The 17,832-nt window shown below is 61.0% G+C and carries 13 protein-coding genes; 6 read left to right on the forward strand and 7 right to left on the reverse strand.

What is annotated here, in order from left to right:
- Window positions 1–27 precede the first annotated feature (27 nt).
- Window positions 28–576, reverse strand: a complete 549-nt coding sequence (locus IB250_RS19530; protein ID WP_192345277.1) for a cysteine hydrolase family protein — start codon at window positions 574–576, stop codon at window positions 28–30.
- Window positions 577–678: 102 nt separating this feature from the next.
- Between IB250_RS19530 and IB250_RS19535 the strand changes: the two genes are divergently transcribed.
- From IB250_RS19535 to IB250_RS19545, 3 genes are all read left to right on the forward strand, one after another.
- Window positions 679–1,674: a GlxA family transcriptional regulator gene (locus IB250_RS19535; RefSeq protein WP_192345278.1), complete on the forward strand. Its 996-nt coding sequence runs from the start codon at window positions 679–681 to the stop codon at window positions 1,672–1,674.
- A 305-nt stretch (window positions 1,675–1,979) separates the two neighbouring features.
- A complete protein-coding gene (locus IB250_RS19540) occupies window positions 1,980–3,089 on the forward strand; it encodes a DUF3182 family protein (RefSeq protein WP_192345279.1) in 1,110 nt (369 codons plus the stop codon).
- On the forward strand, window positions 3,079–3,837 hold the full coding sequence (locus IB250_RS19545) for an alpha/beta hydrolase family protein (protein WP_192345280.1): 759 nt from the start codon (window positions 3,079–3,081) through the stop codon (window positions 3,835–3,837). Before IB250_RS19540 ends, IB250_RS19545 begins: the two co-directional genes overlap by 11 nt.
- Window positions 3,838–3,967: 130 nt before the next feature.
- Here the strand turns inward: IB250_RS19545 and IB250_RS19550 are convergent, their stop codons facing one another.
- Genes IB250_RS19550 through IB250_RS19565 form a run of 4 tightly spaced genes read right to left on the reverse strand, consistent with a single transcriptional unit; the run spans window position 3,968 to window position 7,954 of the window.
- Window positions 3,968–4,954 (reverse strand): lysylphosphatidylglycerol synthase domain-containing protein, encoded by a 987-nt coding sequence (locus IB250_RS19550; RefSeq protein ID WP_192345281.1) that lies wholly within the window; start codon window positions 4,952–4,954, stop codon window positions 3,968–3,970.
- Window positions 4,951–6,237 (reverse strand): cardiolipin synthase ClsB, encoded by a 1,287-nt coding sequence (gene clsB, locus IB250_RS19555; protein WP_192345282.1) that lies wholly within the window; start codon window positions 6,235–6,237, stop codon window positions 4,951–4,953. Before clsB ends, IB250_RS19550 begins: the two co-directional genes overlap by 4 nt.
- On the reverse strand, window positions 6,234–7,031 hold the full coding sequence (locus IB250_RS19560) for an endonuclease/exonuclease/phosphatase family protein (RefSeq protein WP_192345283.1): 798 nt from the start codon (window positions 7,029–7,031) through the stop codon (window positions 6,234–6,236). Before IB250_RS19560 ends, clsB begins: the two co-directional genes overlap by 4 nt.
- The gene (locus tag IB250_RS19565) at window positions 7,028–7,954 is read right to left on the reverse strand and encodes a DUF72 domain-containing protein (RefSeq protein WP_192345284.1); all 927 of its coding nucleotides are present in this window, start codon (window positions 7,952–7,954) and stop codon (window positions 7,028–7,030) included. Before IB250_RS19565 ends, IB250_RS19560 begins: the two co-directional genes overlap by 4 nt.
- 358 nt (window positions 7,955–8,312) lie before the next feature.
- On the opposite strand from IB250_RS19565, the gene IB250_RS19570 reads away from it, so the two are divergent.
- Window positions 8,313–10,433 carry a mechanosensitive ion channel family protein gene (locus IB250_RS19570; RefSeq protein ID WP_192345285.1) on the forward strand — a complete coding sequence of 707 codons (2,121 nt, stop codon included), beginning with the start codon at window positions 8,313–8,315 and terminating at the stop codon, window positions 10,431–10,433.
- A gap of 116 nt (window positions 10,434–10,549) precedes the next feature.
- On the opposite strand, the gene IB250_RS19575 is transcribed toward IB250_RS19570, so the two are convergent.
- Window positions 10,550–14,866 (reverse strand): DEAD/DEAH box helicase, encoded by a 4,317-nt coding sequence (locus IB250_RS19575; RefSeq protein WP_192345286.1) that lies wholly within the window; start codon window positions 14,864–14,866, stop codon window positions 10,550–10,552.
- Between the two features lie 309 nt (window positions 14,867–15,175).
- Here IB250_RS19575 and IB250_RS19580 point away from each other — a divergent pair, with 309 nt between their 5' ends.
- Entirely contained in the window at window positions 15,176–16,060 is an 885-nt protein-coding gene (locus tag IB250_RS19580; protein ID WP_032830563.1) for a sugar nucleotide-binding protein, read from the forward strand.
- Window positions 16,053–16,982: an NAD-dependent epimerase/dehydratase family protein gene (locus IB250_RS19585; protein ID WP_192345287.1), complete on the forward strand. Its 930-nt coding sequence runs from the start codon at window positions 16,053–16,055 to the stop codon at window positions 16,980–16,982. The genes IB250_RS19580 and IB250_RS19585 overlap by 8 nt, the downstream gene beginning before the upstream one ends.
- 149 nt (window positions 16,983–17,131) lie before the next feature.
- On the opposite strand, the gene IB250_RS19590 is transcribed toward IB250_RS19585, so the two are convergent.
- Window positions 17,132–17,830 carry an OmpW/AlkL family protein gene (locus IB250_RS19590; RefSeq protein WP_123498487.1) on the reverse strand — a complete coding sequence of 233 codons (699 nt, stop codon included), beginning with the start codon at window positions 17,828–17,830 and terminating at the stop codon, window positions 17,132–17,134.
- Window positions 17,831–17,832 lie beyond the last annotated feature (2 nt).

A 17,832-nucleotide genomic window follows, 5' to 3' on the forward strand; every position in this document is an offset into this window, starting at 1 on the left:
CAAGCCCGCTCCCACAGGTTCCTCATCTTAATCAGCCAGAAAATCGTTAGTGGACACTACGCTTGCATAGGCAAAACCCAAGGCCGACATGAAGGCAGCGTGCACGTGTGCGGCCGGGACGGTGATGCCATTGAATTCCAGGTCGCGGGTGGCACAGGCGTCGTGGATCACTGTGACGGTATAGCCCAGGTCGGCCGCGGCGCGGGTGATGCCGTCGATGCACATGTGGCTCATGCTGCCGACGATTACCAGGTGTTCGATGCCTTTCTGGTCGAGGATGGCCTCCAGTTCGGTCTCGCGGAACGAGTTGACGAAGTGCTTGAGTACCACCGGCTCGTCGGCGCGGTTGAGGACTTTGGGGTGCAGCTTCGCGCCGTCGGAGCCCGGAGTGAAGAACGGCGCGGCGTCGGAGGTGAATTCGTGGCGGATATGCACCACCGGATCACCGGCCTCGCGAAACGCCTGAATCATCCGTGCGGCGTTGTCTGCTGCGGCGTCGGCGCCTACCAGCGGCCACTTGCCCTGGGGGAAGTAGTCGTTCTGGATATCGACTACGATGAGTGCTTGCTTGGCCATGGGTGTTTCCTCTAAGTGTGTATTGGGTGTGGAATCAAGTATTGGCGCTGGCCGTTCATTCGAGGATTGGCCGCACCGACAATAGAAGGGGGAAAACTGACAATGGGCATGGAAAGGGCAGTCGCCGAACTGGGAGTGCTGATCTATCCCGGTGCGCAGATGGCGGCGGTGCATGGGTTGACGGACCTGTTCGGCGTGGCCAACCGGATCGCCGCCGAGCATCAGTCGGCGCAGCTACCGTTGCTGCGGGTCAGTCATTGGCAGGTCGAGGGTGATCAAGTGCCCGAGCGGGTCTATGACACTGATCCCGGCCCGGCCGGCGCATTGGTTGCCATATTGATCCCGCCCTCGATCGGAGGTTTTTCCGAGGGGCAGGCGCCCCAAGGGCTGATTCGCTGGCTTCGTCAGCAACATGCCAACGGTGCGACCCTTGGCGGGGTCTGCGTGGGTTCTATTCTGTTGGCTGAAAGCGGCTTGCTCGACGGCCGTAGCGCCACCACCCACTGGACCTCGGCCAAGGCTTTCGCCGAGCGTTACCCGGCGATCAAGCTCAAGGCCGACACGCCGATTGTCGACGACGGTGACCTGATCACCACCGCCGGCTTGATGGCCTGGTCAGAGTTGGGATTACGGTTGGTGAACCGCTTGCTCGGGCCGAGCATTGCCACCGGCACGGCGCGGTTTCTGGTGGTGGAACACAGCGACAGCGCGAGCGAGTGCGGCAGTAATTTTTCACCGATTCTCAGCCATGGCGATGCGGCGATTCTCAAGGTCCAACATTGGCTGCAAAGCACCGGGGCAACCGATGTCTCGCTGGCGGCAATGGCCGAGCGGGCGGGGCTGGAAGAGCGCACTTTCCTGCGGCGATTCCGTGCGGCGACCGGGTTGAAACCCACCGAGTACTGCCAGCACCTGCGAGTTGGCAAGGCGCGGGAAATGCTCGAATTCACCAACGGCACCATTGATCACATTGCCTGGACCGTGGGTTACCAGGACCCGAGTGCGTTTCGGGCAACGTTCAAGAAGATTACCGGGCTTGCGCCGAGTGATTACCGGGCGCGGTTTGGTGTGTCTGCGGCCGCGGCAACGGCTCGGTAGCGAGCATCACTGCAGAACCCATGTGGGAGCGGGCTTGCTCGCGAAAGCGGTCTATCAGTCGACATTGATGCTGACTGACCCACCGCATTCGCGAGCAAGCCCGCTCCCACATTGGATCTGTGCCAAGCTAGGGTCGTGCAAAATGCCGGGGGTATTGAAAGGTGTCGTGCAGAATAAAACAGGCCTTGTGCTACCACCTGTTTCGCAATTGGCTGATTTAAAAACCGTTTCTTTCCAGCCGCCATTGGCCTGATCTCTGCACCTCCTTCAGCTACATTTATCAAACGCAGATTGAAGGGGAACGCATGACCCCAACAAGTCGCAACAAACTGGTGCTCGCCCATTCGGTGCGCCCCGACGCCTCGCTGCACGAAGTCGAAACCAACCGCGCGCTGGCCCGTTGGCTGGCGCAGGTCGTCGGGCTCGAATACGGCGGCAGTTACGACCCACAGCTGCATAGCGGCCGGGACATTTATCTGTTGCCGACCCAGACGCTTGTGGGCGTTACTGCCGCCCGGCAGCTGGGTGTCAAAGGGCCGGAGGATTTGTGGGGCGGTTACGTCGACCACGATTTCATCTGCACCAAAGCCATCAGCCATGGGTTGTTGAATCGCTATGCGTTCGCGCCCGAAGGCTGGTCGTCGTTGTTTTCCGAACGGGTACGCAGCGTAGTGCTCGATGGCCTCAGCGTGTTCTCCCTGGAGGATGCTCGCCCGGCAGCGGAGCACCTGCTCTACAGCGGTCCGATCCGCATGAAGCCTATTCATGCCTGCGCCGGACGTGGTCAGGAAGTGATCAAAAGCCTCGACCAGTTCGACGCCATCCTCGCGCGCCCCGATGCCAAAACATTGTTCACCGACGGCGTGGTGCTGGAACAAGACTTGACCGAGGTGGTCACCCATAGCGTCGGTCAGAGTTTTATCGGCGACAAAGTGCTGAGTTATTGCGGTGATCAATACTTGACCGAAGACGGTCAGGGCGAGCAGGTTTATGGAGGGTCCAATCTGTTGGTGGTGCAGGGTTATTACGAGGACCTGCTGGCGCTGGAGCTCCCGGACGACACGAGGCTGGCGATCCAGCAAGCGCAGGTATTCGACAGCGCGGCCGATGAAGCCTACCCCGGTTTCTATGCCTCACGGCGCAACTACGACATCGCCCAGGGGCTGGATTGCGATGGCAAACAACGCAGCGGCGTGCTCGAACAGTCCTGGCGCCTGGGCGGTGCCAGCAGTGCTGAAGTCGCGGCGCTGCAGAGCTTCGTCAACAACCCCGGCTTGCGCGCGATTCGCGTGTCGTCGGGCGAAACCTATACCGACCGACCGCTGCCGGCCAACGCCATTGAGGTCTATCGCGGGCCTGCGGAACACAGTGACTTTCTTCTCAAGTACGTAACGGTCAAATCCTATGACGGCTAGAAGCGAAACCATTGCGATCGACATCGATGATGAACAGATGAGCGGAACCTTCCTCAGCCCCAAATCGAAAGTCCCGGGTGTGCTTTTCGTTCATGGCTGGGGCGGTAGTCAGGAGCGCGACCTGGAGCGCGCCAAAGGCATCGCCGGGTTGGGTTGCGTGTGCCTGACATTCGACTTGCGAGGCCATACCGGCGGGACCGGTATTCCGTTGTCCCGGGTCACCCGCGAAGACAATCTGCGTGACCTGCTGGCAGCCTATGACCGCTTGCTCGCCCACCCGGCGCTCGACACGTCTGCGATCGCCGTGGTCGGCACCAGTTATGGTGGTTATCTGGCGGCGATCCTGACGTCCTTGCGCCCGGTGCGCTGGCTGGCGCTGCGGGTGCCGGCGTTGTATCGCGACGACTTTTGGCACACACCCAAGCGTGAGCTGGACAAGCTCGATCTGCGCGATTACCGCAGCACGCGGGTCAGCGCCGACAGCAATCGCGCACTGCATGCCTGCTCGCAATTTACCGGGGATGTATTGCTGGTGGAGTCCGAGACCGATGCCTATGTGCCCCACGCGACCATCATGAGTTACCGCGCGGCGTGTCAGCAGACCCACTCGCTGACTCACCGGATTATCGACGGTGCCGATCACGCCTTGAGCGAGCCTGTCTCGCAACAGGCGTACACCTCGATCCTGGTGGGCTGGATCACGGAAATGGTGGTGGGCGAGCGGTTGAGCATCATTCAGTCGAGTTGAGATTTGTGGTGTTCTTGCGATCATTCGCGAGCAGGCTCGCTCCCACATTAAACCGCGTTTCAGACAGGCAGCGCGGATCCAATGTAGGAGCGAGGCTTGCCCGCGAAGGCGTCATCCCGAACGCCATACCTCACCCCGGTTTTTTCGAAATCCGCAACGACTTCGCCTTGGCTTCCACCACCAGGTACATCACCACGGTAATCAGCAGCGGCAGCAGGAAATAGATCGCCCGATACGCGAGTAATCCCGCCACCAGACTTCCCCGTGAGGCCTCGTGTTGCAGCAACGCCACGAACACCGCCTCCAGCACGCCAAGCCCGGCCGGAATGTGGGTGATGACCCCGGCAATGGCGCTGATCAGCAACACGCCAAGCACCAGCGGATAATCCAGTTTGCTCGGTAGCAGGGTGAAGATCACCGCCGCCATCAACGACCAGTTCAGTGCGCCGAGGGCCAGTTGCAGGACGGCCATGTGCAGCGACGGCAGGTTGATTTCCACGCCGCGAATCGACCATTCCCGTCGCCTGGAAAACCGACAGGCCGCCAGATAACCCGCGCTCAGCAGCAGCAATAACACGCCCACGCCTTGCAGGGCACCGCTGCTCAGCCTCCAGCCTGGCGGCATTCGCACCAGTCCGCTGCTGAACACCGTGCCGGCAATCACCATGTAGCCGAACCAGTTGGTCGCCAGGCTCAGCCCGAGGATTTTCGCGATGTTGCTTTTGCTCACGCCGAGCCGCGAATACAGCCGATAACGCATGGCGATGCCGCCGACCCAGGCGCTCAGGTTAAGGTTGAAGGCATAGCTGATGATCCCCACCGGCAGGATCTGTCGCCAGGTCAGATCCTGTCGGATGTAGGTGCGACCGATCAAGTCGAAACAGGCGTACACCAGAAAACTCAGCAACGTCAGTCCGGACGCGATGATCAGTGTGCGCACTTTGAAATCGGCGAGGGTATCGAACACTTCGCCCCATTCGATGCGTTGGGCGAGCATCGTGAACAGTACGATCAACGCCAGAAAAAACAGCATCGTCAGCGGCTTTTTCCAGCGGTGCCAGTGGGATTTTCGCGGCGTGTCGGAGTGAGGGGCAGGCTGCGCATCAGAATGGCTCATGCCTTATCGCTCCCGGTCGGATGAATGAAGGGTTTCAGACGCGGTTTATGCGCCGGCAGCCAACCGGCCCATGCCGGGAAATGCTGCAGGAAGTGAAACACCAGAAAACCGATGGTCATGTGCCAGACCCGTCCGCGAGGCGCCTTGTCCGCCGACATGACCTTGCAGTGGTTGCTGCTCAATTCGTCGAGACGCTCGAACAGGTCGCGGTTGAAGGCGCGGTCGCGGATCAACACATTGGCCTCCAGGTTCAGGGCCAGGCTCAGCGGGTCGAGGTTACTTGAGCCGACGGTGCTCCAGTCTTCATCGACCAGGGCGACTTTGCCATGCAGGGGACGGTCGCAGTATTCGTAAATCGCTACTCCGGCTCGCAGCAGATAATCGTAGGTCATGCGCGCGGCGAGTCTGGCCACCCGCAAATCCGGCTGCCCCTGAAGAATCAGGCGTACCTCGACCCCTCGGCGTGCCGCGTTGCGGATTTCCCGCAGCAGCCGATAGCCGGGAAAGAAGTAGGCGTTGGCGATTACCACGCGATGTCGGGCATTGCGCACGACCTGCAAGTACACCTCTTCGATATCGCCCGGGTGTTCGCCATTGTCGCGATACACCAGCCGCACCTGACCATCATGATCGCTGACCGCCAGTTCTGCGCGCCTCTGTCTGCGGCGTTGCCACCAGTACTTGGCCCGGGCCGGGCGACCGCTTTGCAGCAAGGCGAAATGATGAATGTCGGCCACCGCCGGGCCTTGCACTTCAACCGAATAATCCTGTTTGGCCTCGGGGCCGAAGTCGGCCAAATGGTCGGCGGAAAAGTTGATTCCGCCGAGGAACGCAATCGTGCCGTCGACCACCACAATCTTGCGGTGCAGGCGGCGGAACCAGTTGGTGCGAATGCCAAAGTGACGCGGCGCGGGGTCGAATATTTGCAGGCGTACACCTGCGTTGCTCAAGGCTGCGAGGTACTCCGTGCTCAGTTCGCCACAACCAAAACCGTCGAGGCTGACGGTGATGCGCACACCGCGTTGAGCCGCTTCAATCAGGATTTTCTGCAGCTCATTGCCGACCTTGTCCTCGAACACAATGAAGGTCTCCAGCAGGATTTCACTCTGGGCCTGGCGCAGCGCTTCAAACACCCGTGGAAAGTATTCCTCACCGTTCTCCAGCAATTGGACCCGGTTGTTACCGTGCCAACCGTATACGACGTTAACAACCGCCGGCTCACGTACGGGCGGCGGTGTGGAAACGTGTTCGATCGTGGTTTTTTCCATCAATGGGCCGGTCATAGCTCGATCTCCACCGATAGCGGTGCATGGTCGGAAAGGTGTGACCAGGGCCGGGCCGCCAGTACTTGCGGATGGCTGGCCTTGAGGTTGCGCACGTAGATGCGGTCCAGGCGCAACGCAGGCAAGCGCGCCGGGAAACTACGCGCCGGTTTGCCATGCAACTCGGCAAAGACTTCACGCAAGCCGCAGGGCTTGAGCTGCGCATCAGCGCGCAGGCGCCAATCGTTGAAGTCGCCGGCGATCACCACCGGGGCATCTTCCGGCAACTCTTCCATACGTTGGATCAGCAGCTTGAGTTGTGCCTTGCGATGACTTTCGCGAAGCCCCAGATGGACGCAAATGGCATGCACTTCCCGACCATCGCCGGGCATCCGCAGCACGCAATGCAGGATTCCACGGTTTTCATGGCCACTGATGGAAACGTCGAGGTTGTCGTGGCGAATGATCTGGAACTTCGACAACAGCGCATTGCCGTGATCGCCTGCCGGATAGACCGCGTTGCGCCCATAGGCAAATTGCGGCCACAGGGTATCGGCAAGAAATTCGTACTGTGGCATCGCCGGCCAATTGAGGTAGCGCTGTGGATGATGTTCGTGGGTGCCATGGACCTCCTGCAAAAACACCACGTCGGCGGACACACTGCGCACCGCCTCGCGTAACTCGGGCAGGATAAAGCGCCGGTTGAGCGCGGTGAAACCCTTGTGGGTGTTGACCGTCAGCACGGTAAAACGGCTCACGGCGCTGATAATGGGCTGCTGTTCATCCGTCGTGCCGACCGGTTCGGGAATGCTCATGGCAGCACTCCTTCGGCAACGGGCTCACCGGGTGCGGTGGCAAGGTCTTTGTCGAGATGCAAACGTTCAAGCAGACGGCGGGCATCGAAGGGCGCGCGGACTTTGATGTCGTTATCGAAATAGCAGAACACTTCACGGGATCTGCGTGTCTTGGGTTTTTGCCGAGGCGCGATCAATTGCGAATCTGCTGGTTGCTGTCCGTGATACCAGGCCTCAATCCGGTCGCCCCAGCGTTTCAGTGCTTGGGGGGTATAACCACTGGCGTAGAGTTCTTCGGCGCCGTGCAGGCGCAAATAGACGAAATCACTGGTGAGGTCTTCGCGATACGGCCATTTGCCGGCGGTGTCAGCAATGACTAGCGCGGTGTTGTAGCGTTTGAGCAGACGGACGAAAGCGGGATCGACAAAGCTTTCGTGGCGAATTTCCACGGCATGGCGCAGCGGTTTTTTGCCGTAAGCCTTCATGCTGGCGTGACCGTTCAGGCGTGGCTCATGCTGGCGGGCGAGGGCGGCGGCCTGTTCCGTGTCGTGGGGTAATTGTTCGAGAAAGCTTTCGAACAATTGCGGGTCGAATTTAAAGTTGGGTGGGAATTGCCAGAGGATCGGGCCGAGTTTTTCCTTGAGTTCCAGTACCCCGGAGGCAAAGAAATTCGCCAGCGGCTTATGAATGTCCCGCAGGCGCTTGATGTGGGTGATAAAACGCGGCGCCTTGACGCTGAACACGAAGCCCGCCGGGGTTTCGGCGTACCACTGGGCGTAACGTTCGGGCCGTTGCAGGGCGTAAAACGATCCATTGATTTCGATGCTGTTCACTGCCCGTGAAGCGAATTGCAATTCGCGCTTCTGGGTCAGCCCCTTCGGGTAGAACTCCCCCCGCCAAGGCGTGTAGCGCCAGCCTGAAATACCAATATGAATCGCCGCCATGTCGCCTCCCGTCTATGTAGCCCTCGGACAGCCTCTGTCTTTTGATGACTGCCGGGCGGGCGAGAAAGTTTCGATGGGGCTACGGACGGTAACGCGAAAAGATCGCAGCCTTCGGCAGCTCCTACAGGGCTATGTGAACGCTTGCCCCCGTTGGGTTGCGAAGCGGCCCCAAAAACTGTCGACTGGTTCCTCCTGACCCACTGTATTTGCTGGATTTACGGCTGCTTCGCAGCCGAACGGGGGCAAGCCCCCTCGCCACAAAGTATCTGTAGTGTTCGATATCTGATGGTCCAAAACCGAACTTGGCCGCCATTTGCCAATCAGTTCCTTACAGACCCTTGTGAAGGAGCTCCGCGTTTTGTTCAAGTTCAAGACCGCGATACTACTGGGGGCGTTGCTGTTTGTGGGCAGCAACGAACTGGAAGCCGCCACGTTGCCAGGCGTTCCTGCTGCAGCCGAAGAGCCCGCCAAGGCTGAGCCGCTGGTCCAGGGCGGCCTGCTCGGGGCCATCAGCTCCAGCATCGACGACGTTCAGGACAAACTCGATCTCAATCAAAATCTGGTGGACGCCTGGCGTCTGCGCGCCGATCGGGCGGCGGATGAAGTGGACAAACTGGTGAATCAGCCATCGTCCCGTTCTTCTTGGGGGGTGGCCGCTGACTTCCTGTTGTTGTCCGGTGTGTGGCTCGGCACGTTTGCCTTGCTCACTGTGCTCGGCGGCATTCTGGCCAGGCATTTGAACCTGGGCCGGTGGTTGCGAACGCGCGAGCGCAGCCAGGACCTGCTCAAGTATTTGATGCCTTTCACCTTGCCCGCCGTGATCTGTCTGCCGCTGACCCTCTATGCCAGCCAGTTCCTGCAGGCTTCGGTCGGTCGCGCCCTGGCGCTGTGTTTCGCCTACGCCACCAGCAGCGGCATTTTCTCGACCTCTATGCTGCTCTGCGTGATCGTCATGTTCAACACCGGTCATAAGCGCCCGGCGGTGCAGATCATCCGTGACTACTGCCCCAGACCGTTGTTCATGATTGGCTTTCTTGCGGCGCTGAGCGATGCCTTGACCAGCCCGCAGATCGCCCGGCAATTGGGCGGCAACATCACCAGCAGCATCGCGGTCTTCACTGGGCTGTTCGCGTCGATCATCTTCGGTTTGCTGGTGATTCGTCTGCGTCGTCCGGTGGCGCATCTGATCCGTAACCGCCCATTGGCCCAGCGCCTCAAACAGCCCTCATTGCAGGAGTCCCTGCGAATCTTTTCCGGGCTCTGGTACTGGCCAATACTGCTGATGGTGCTGGTCTCGGCGATCAACCTGATCGGCGTCGGCGAGGACAATCAAAAGGCCCTGCGCTGTGCGTTATTCACCACCGTGCTGCTGATCGCGATGGTGTTTCTCAGCACGATTTTCCAGCACTTGTTCAAGTCACGCCGGGCCGAAGCGATCCAGCGCAGCAGTGCTTACAAGGAGCGTTTTCTCAGCTTGCTTCACGCCTTGCTGCGCATCGTCATGGCCGTGGTGTTCATCGAAATCCTCGGGCGAATCTGGGGCGTGTCGCCGTTCGAATTTGCTGAACGCAACTCCGTGGGCCGAGCGATCAGTAATTCGTTAAGCAGTATCGGCATGATTTTTCTGGTGACGTGGTTGCTCTGGGTGGTGCTCGATACCGCGATTCAGGAAGCCTTGAAACCGCCGGTCAGCAAACGCTCGGCGCGCCAGCCGAGCACGCGGGTGAAAACCATCCTGCCGCTGCTGCGCAACGCGATCAAAATCATCCTGGTGGTGATTTGCGCGATCACCACCATGGCCAACCTGGGGATCAACGTCGCGCCGCTGCTGGCCGGTGCGGGGGTGGTCGGTCTGGCGATTGGTTTCGGCTCCCAGCAACTGGTGCAGGACGTGATCACCGGGTTGTTCATCATCATCGAAGACACTTTGTCGATCGGCGATTGGGTGGTGCTCGATTCCGGCCACGCCGGCACTGTCGAAGGCCTGACCATTCGCACCCTGCGCCTGCGCGACGGCAAGGGTTTTGTGCACTCGGTGCCGTTCGGTCAGATCAAGGCCGTGACCAATCAATCACGGCAGTTTGCATTTGCATTTTTCTCGGTTCAGTTCACCTACGACACCGATGTCGACAAGGCCATAGAACTGATCCGCGAGGCTGGGGATTCGATTCGTGACGATGCGTTTCTCAAGTACAACCTGCAAGGGCCGCTGGATGTGTTCGGTGTCGACAAAATGGACCTTAACGGCGTGGTGTTGACGGCGCAGTTTCGTACCGTGTCGGGTGGGCAATATGCGGTGAGTCGGGCGTTCAATCAGCGGTTGAAAAAGCTTGTGGATAACAGCCCATGGGTGCATTTCGCGCAGACTTATCCACAGCAGTTTTTGATTCCCAAAAGGCATGTGGATGAACCGGAAGATGATGGGCCGACGCGGGAGGAGTCGCCGGTGTTGTTGCCGGATCAGCCACGTACCCAATAACACCATCTAACTGATCGTTCCCACGCTCCACGTGGGAATGCCTCACTGGACGCTCCGCGTCCGTTTTGGGACGCAGAGCGTCCCTGGCTGCATTCCCACGCAGAGCGTGGGAACGATCAATGTCGGGTGAGTTTGTTGTGTAATTCGGCATTGGCCTGCTGATCCAGCTCCAGCCAGAACTGCTGCTTGCCGGCGATCTCGGCGGCGGCTGGCAAGCCGTCGCGATACACCAGTCGATTGCTCGCCAGTGCCGGCACTTTCGCGCCCGGCAACAGGGTGCCGGCGAGGTTCAGCGGATCCACCCCACACACCGCGATCAGATTTCCATCATGCGGTCGCCGCCTGACTTCGCGCAGCAATGGAATCGCCTCGGGCAGCGCAAATTGTTCCCCCGCCAGGCCACTGACAAACCGTCCGCCACGAATCTCGCCCCTGGCCTCGAGCCGATGGAACGTGCGCAGTAATTCCCGCCAACTCGGCAACCAGTCCGCCTCACGCTCCAGCAAGCGCCAGAACACCACGCCGTAACGGCGCAGCAAGGTCATGGCGATGTGTTCCAGGGTATCGCTGGGTGTGGGCGCCAGTCGTTGCTTATCCACAATCGGCCTGGCAGCACCGCGGCGCAGCAACGCCCAGCGTCCGGCATCGTCCATGCCGCCGACAAACGCTCCGCGTCCGCGTCGGCTGCTGCGATTCTGGCGTTTGCTGGCCGGGGTAATCAGTGCCCGCAGGCCGGCGAAGCTGTCGGCGTTTACCAGCCCGGCACCGACCAGTTCCTGCAAGGCGATTTCCAGTTCCGAGCGCAACAAATGGGCTTCGTGAATCAGCTCATCGAAAAACAGTGCGCCGTGCTGGCTGAGCGCTTCATGGACCTTTTGGGTTTTGGGCGACAGCTCGCTGACCGGCGTCTGTTCGGTCAAGCTGCTCCACAATCCGACCTGACTGCGCGGCAGCAATAGAATCGGCGTGCTGCGCAATGCGATGCTGGTGCTCTTGTTGCGCGTGGTCAGGCGGGTCCACACCAGTTTTCCGCTGCGGCATAACTCATCCAGCCAGCTCGCCGAATAGTCTTTGAGCCGCGCCGGCAGAATGTCGCTGTCCCACGCCGAAGCGGCGGCGGGGTAGCCTTCGAACTGGCTGATAATCGCCGGCAACACCGCGCGGCCCTGGCCTTGGCTCGCGACGGAAAGGTGCTGCCAGTCGAACAGAAAACGCATGAAATCCTGCAACGCCACCGGCTCGATTTCCCGTCGCAGCCGTTTGACCGTGTAGCGATGAATCCGCGCCAGCAGATGCCGTTCGCACCATTCTTCCTCGCGGGTGCCCGGGCTGAATTGCCCGCGCAGAACATAGCCTTCGCGTTCCAGTTGCGCCAGGGCCTGAGTGACTTGAGTCGGCGGTAAACCAAGCGGTTCGGCAATCGCTTTCAGCGGCAACGGGCCAAATGCGCTGAGCCGTGCGCGGATCACTTCCAGGATGGCTTCGCCCGGTTCCCAGATTTCATCGAAACCGGGTAACGCCTCCAACGGTGGCGCCAATATGGCTTGTGGATAAATCGCCCTCAGGCAGGTCAGCCGTTCGAGTGCCAACCACAGCGATTTCTCTGCGTTGATTTGCAAACGGCTGGCGCGGCCACTGTCGGCCAGGGCATTCAGCCAATCGAGCCAATTCGCATTGGCCTGAGCCTCGTTATCGGCGATGCACGCCAGGCTCATCAGCGCTTCATGCATTTCATCGATGCCGGTGGGCGTAGGCCAGGCTTCATCACGCACCGCAGTAATCGCCTCTGCGTCCAGCGCACCGAGATCATCGGTGGACTGCGGATCACTCCAGCGGCGGTTGAGCACTGCCTGAGTGCGGCGCTCTTCCAGCGGCGCATCGTCGAGAAAGGTGTAGGGGCGGGCGCTGAGAATCTCCGCCGCCAGTGGCGAGGGCGCTGGCAGATCACGGCTGATCAGGCGGATGTCGCCCTGTTCCATGCGCCGCAACAATGTCAGCCAGCCTTCGCTGTCCATGGCTTCGTGCAGGCAATCGTCGAGGGTTTGTTCCACCAGCGGATGGTCGGGAATCTCGCGCTCGCCGGCGAGGTTTTCCACGCAGGCGATCTGATCGGGAAACACGCTGGCGATCAGGTCTTCGCTTTTCATTCGCTGGATTTGCGGCGCTACTTTGCGTCCGCCGCTGTAGCGCGGCAGCGCCAGGGCGACGCCAGCGTTCCAGCGCCAGCGCACGCCGAACAATGGGGCCTCGAGTACCGCCTGAATCAGGATGTGCTCGGCACTGTTGCTGTGCAGGTAACGCCAGACATCTTCCAGCTCGAAGCTGTGACCGGTGGACATCGACAACACGATGGCGTCCTCGCTGGCGGCAGCCTGCAATTCGAAGTTGAACGTGCGGCAGAAACGCTTGCGCAGGGCCAGGCCCCAGGCGCGGTTGATGCGGCTGCCGAACGGCGAGTGGATGATCAGCTGCGTACCGCCTGACTCATCGAAAAACCGCTCCATCAGCAGCGTGTCTTGCGACGGCAAGGCGCCGAGGGTCAGTCGTGCCCGGGCCAGGTAATCAACCAATTGCTCGGCACTGGCGAGGTTCAAACCGAGTACCTCGGTCAGCCAGTCGACGGCTGGCTGAAGGTTGCCGGGCGTGGCGCCGAGTCGTTCATCGAGTTGCGCTTGCAGGCGGGCCACGGCGAACGACAGTTCATCACTGCGCCCCGGTGCTTCCCCGAGCCAGAACGGAATGGTCGGCGGCTGACCCTGGGCGTCTTCGACCCGGACCTTGCCGGTTTCGACCCGCAGGATTCGATACGACGTATTGCCCAACTGAAAGATATCCCCGGCGATACTTTCCACCGCGAAGTCTTCGTTGACGCTGCCAATGTTCAGCCCCTGCGGTTCCAGCAAAACGCTGTAGTCGGCGTTGTCCGGGATCGTCCCGCCGCTGGTCACGGCAGTCAGTTTGGCGCCTCGACGGCCGCGCAGGGTGCGGCTTACGGCGTCCCGGTGCAGGTAAGCGCTGCGAATACCCAGGCGCCCGTTGTAGCCCTCGGCGAGCATCTGCAGCAATGCCTGATAGTGCTTTTCGTCGAGCGTGGCGTAAGGCGAGGCTTTTCGCAGCATTTCCAGCAGCGCCTGTTCCTGCCATTCCTGGCAGCTGACCTCGGCGATGATCTGCTGGGCCAGCACGTCCAGCGGCGCTTCGGGGATCAGTAACGTGTCGAGCTCGCCACGGCGCACGCAATCGAGCAGGGCGGCGCATTCGATCAGGTCGTCGCGGGTGGTGGCAAACAATCGGCCCTTGGGCGTGCCGCCGACCTGGTGGCCGGAGCGGCCGACCCGTTGCAGAAAACCGGCAATCGAGCGTGGCGAAGCGATCTGGCACACCAGATCGACGTCGCCGATATCGATCCCCAATTCCAGCGAAGCGGTAGCGATCAGCACTTGCAGTTCGCCGCGCTTGAGCCGTTGCTCGGCGTCCAGGCGAAACTCTTTGGCCAGGCTGCCATGGTGGGCCGCTACCGCGTCTTTACCGAGGCGTTCGCTCAAGTGCCGACTCAGACGTTCGGCCAGGCGTCGGGTGTTGACGAAAATCAGCGTGGTCCGGTGTTCACGGGCGAGGGCGGCGAGTCGGTCATAGACCAGTTCCCAGATGTCGTTGGCCATTACCGCCGACAACGGCACGGGCGGCACCTCTATATCGAGATCTCGTGGACGGGCGTGGCCGATGTCGATGATGTCGCAGTCGCGATCACGGCCAACCAAAAAGCGCGAGACCGCTTCGATGGGTTTTTGCGTGGCGGACAAGCCGATACGCACCAGCGGTTGCGAGCAGAGCGCTTGCAAACGCTCCAGGCTCAGGGCCAGGTGACTGCCACGCTTGCTGGCGGCAATGGCGTGGATTTCGTCGACGATCACCGTGTGGGTGGTGCCGAGCATTTGCCGGCCGGAGTCGGAGCCGAGCAGCACATAAAGGGATTCCGGGGTGGTCACCAGAATGTGCGGCGCGGTTTTGCGCATGGCCAAACGCTCTTTTTGCGGCGTATCGCCGGTGCGCACGGCGGTGCTGATCGGTACGTCGGGCAGACCCATCACCCGCAGCTGTTCGGTGATGCCGGCCAGCGGATTTTGCAGGTTGATCCGGATGTCGTTGGACAGCGCCTTGAGCGGCGAAACGTAGACCACCAGGGTTTCGTCCGGCAGGCCGTCCGGGCTCTCCAGGCCACGATGGACCAGATCGTCGAGCACGGCGAGGAATGCAGTGAGGGTCTTGCCGGAACCGGTGGGCGCGGCAATCAGGGTCGAGCGGCGCTGGCGGATCAACGGCCACGCCCGGGCCTGGGCAGCGGTGGCCGTTGCGAAGGTGTTACTGAACCAGGCGCTGACGGCGGGGTGAAAGCCTGCCAGAGCAGCGTCCGTGGGGATGGGCAGATTCATGGGGTAATTTATGCGGGTGGGGGCGGGAAGATGCAAGTACCGCTCAGGATCTGGGTCGATCCTTATGGCCCCATCGCGAGCAGGCTCGCTCCCACATTGGATTTGTATGCGCCACACATCCCTTGTGGGAGCGAGCCTGCTCGCGATGGGGCCGGTTGCAGCACCGCAAATCCGGGCGATCTACACTTTACGGATGACGGTTGCGCACTAAACCCGCAAAATGCAACGATTCCGGCAATTATTGAGGACATCGCCTGCGGGCGCTGTCGATAAAGCCATCGTTCCAATCAGACTGGGCCTGCTGACTCTATGCGAATGCGCCTTATGTTACTGGGCGGCGGAAATGCCCTTGGGCAGGCGCTGATTCGCCTCGGTGCGGAGGAAGACATCGGTTTCCTCGCCCCCCGCCCACCACAAGACGGCTGGGACGCCGCGAGCCTGACGCAACTGCTCGACGATACCCGTCCGGATGCGTTGATCAATCTCGCCTACTATTTTGACTGGTTCCAGGCGGAAACCGTCAGCGAACAGCGTCTGGCCGGGCAGGAGCGAGCCATCGAACGGCTGGCCGAACTGTGCCAGCATCACAACATCGTGCTGCTGCAACCGTCGAGTTATCGCGTATTCGATGGCTCCCGGGCGACCGCCTACAGCGAAAAAGACGAACCGGTACCGCTGGGCCTGCGCGGTCAGGCCTTGTGGCGAATCGAGCAAAGCGTGCGCGCCACCTGTCCGCAGCATGTGTTGCTGCGTTTCGGCTGGCTGCTCGATGACAGCCCCGATGGCACCCTCGGGCGGTTCCTGGCCCGGGCCGAGAAAGCTGAAGAGCTGCTGATGGCCGATGACCGTCGCGGTAATCCGACGCCAGTGGACGATGCCGCCCGGGTGATCATTTCGGTGCTCAAGCAACTCGATTGCGCGGCGCCACTGTGGGGCACTTACCACTACGCCGGGCATGAGGCGACCACACCGTTGGCACTGGGGCAGGCGATTCTTACCGAAGCACGGGCCCTGCACCCGTTGGCCATCGAAGCACCGACCGCCCAGGCTCACGCCGCGCGGCCCGACGCCGCCGAAGAACCGCAACACGCGGTGCTGGCCTGCAAGAAAATTCTGCACACTTTCGGGATCAAGCCCCGCGCCTGGCGCGCGGCACTCCCGGGCTTACTGGATAGGTTTTATCGCCATGGCTGACAGCCCTGTTTTAATCACCGGCGGCGCCGGTTTCATCGGTTCGCACCTGACCGACGCCTTGCTTGCCAAAGGGCATTCGGTGCGCATTCTCGATGACCTCTCTACCGGCAAACGCAGCAACCTGCCGCTGGACAATCCCCTCGTCGAACTGATCGTGGGCGATGTCGCCGATGCCGCATTGGTGGCGCAGGCGATGGTCGGTTGCAGTGCTGTTGCGCACCTGGCCGCGGTGGCCTCGGTGCAGGCTTCGGTGGATGATCCGGTGAAGACTCACCAGAGCAATTTCATCGGTTCGCTGAATGTCTGCGAAGCCATGCGTCAGACCGGCGTCAAACGGGTGCTGTTCGCATCCAGCGCGGCGGTCTACGGCAATAATGGCGAAGGCGAGTCGATCGACGAAGACACGCCCAAGGCGCCGTTGACGCCGTACGCGGCGGACAAATTGGCGAGCGAGCATTACTTCGATTTCTATCGTCGCCAGCATGGTCTGGAACCGGTGATTTTCCGCTTCTTCAATATCTTCGGCCCGCGCCAGGATCCATCCTCGCCGTATTCCGGGGTGATCAGCATTTTCAGCGAGCGCGCGCAGAAAGGCTTGCCAATCACCGTGTTTGGCGATGGCGAGCAGACTCGGGATTTTGTCTATGTCGAGGATTTGGTGGACGTGTTGGTGCAAGCCATCGAGAAGCCACAGGTCGAGGTTGGCGCCGTGAATGTCGGCTGGAATCAGGCGACGACCCTCAAGCAAATGCTTGAAGCCCTTGAAGCGGTGGTCGGCAAGCTGCCACCCGTGAGCTACGGCCCGGCGCGCTCCGGCGACATCCGCCATTCACGGGCGAATAACCGGCGTTTGCTGGAGCGCTTTACCTACCCGCAGCAGACGCCGATGAGCGTCGGCCTGGCGCGGTTGCTGGGACGATAGATCGTTCCCATGCTCCGCGTGGGGAATGCAAACAGGGACGCTCCGCGTCCCAAGAGCGGACGCGGAGCGTCCGGTGAGGCATTCCTTTGCTGCGCGTGGGAACGATCAATGAAAAAGGCGCCTGTCGAGGCGCCTTTTTTGCAACGGGTTTAGAACTTGTAACCCAAACCCACCATGTAAATGAACGGGTCCACATCGACGTCGACCTTGGCCCGGGTGCCCGGTGCGACGGCGTTGTTTTCCACGGTCGCGGTGGTGTCGATGTCGATGTAGCGCACCTGGGCGTTGATCATTACGTTTTCGGTCAGCATGTAATCGGCACCGACCTGCCAGGCCAGCCCCCAGGAGTTTTCCGCCTTGAAGTTGCTGAAGCCGTTGGCGGCGGCTTCGCTGCCGACGTGCTCGTCGTAGATCCAGGTGTAGTTGATACCGCCGCCGATGTACGGCTGGAACGCGGACTTGGAATCCAGTGGGTAGTAGACCAGGCTCAGGGTCGGCGGCAGGTGTTTGAGGGTGCCGAGTTTGCCGTTGGCGGCGCCGAGGGCGGTGCCTTTGAGCTTCACGTCATGCTCGAACGGCGAGGCCGCGAGCAGTTCGATCCCCAGGTTGTTGGTGATCATGTAGGCGAAGTTCAAGCCCAGTTGGGTGTCGCTGCTCATGGTGGCCTTGCCACCCAGATCGGCGCCCTTCAGCGGGCCCTGATCGACCTTGACGCTGGAGCTGTCGGCTTCAGGGTTGACGGTGATCGCACCGGCCCGAACGATGATGTCACCGGCGGTGTGAGCATGGACGAGCGGGGCTGCGAGCGCGAGGGCGAACAGCGAAGCGCAGAGCTTGGACTTGTGCATGG

Source organism: Pseudomonas sp. PDM09 (assembly GCF_014852305.1).
GTDB lineage: Bacteria > Pseudomonadota > Gammaproteobacteria > Pseudomonadales > Pseudomonadaceae > Aquipseudomonas.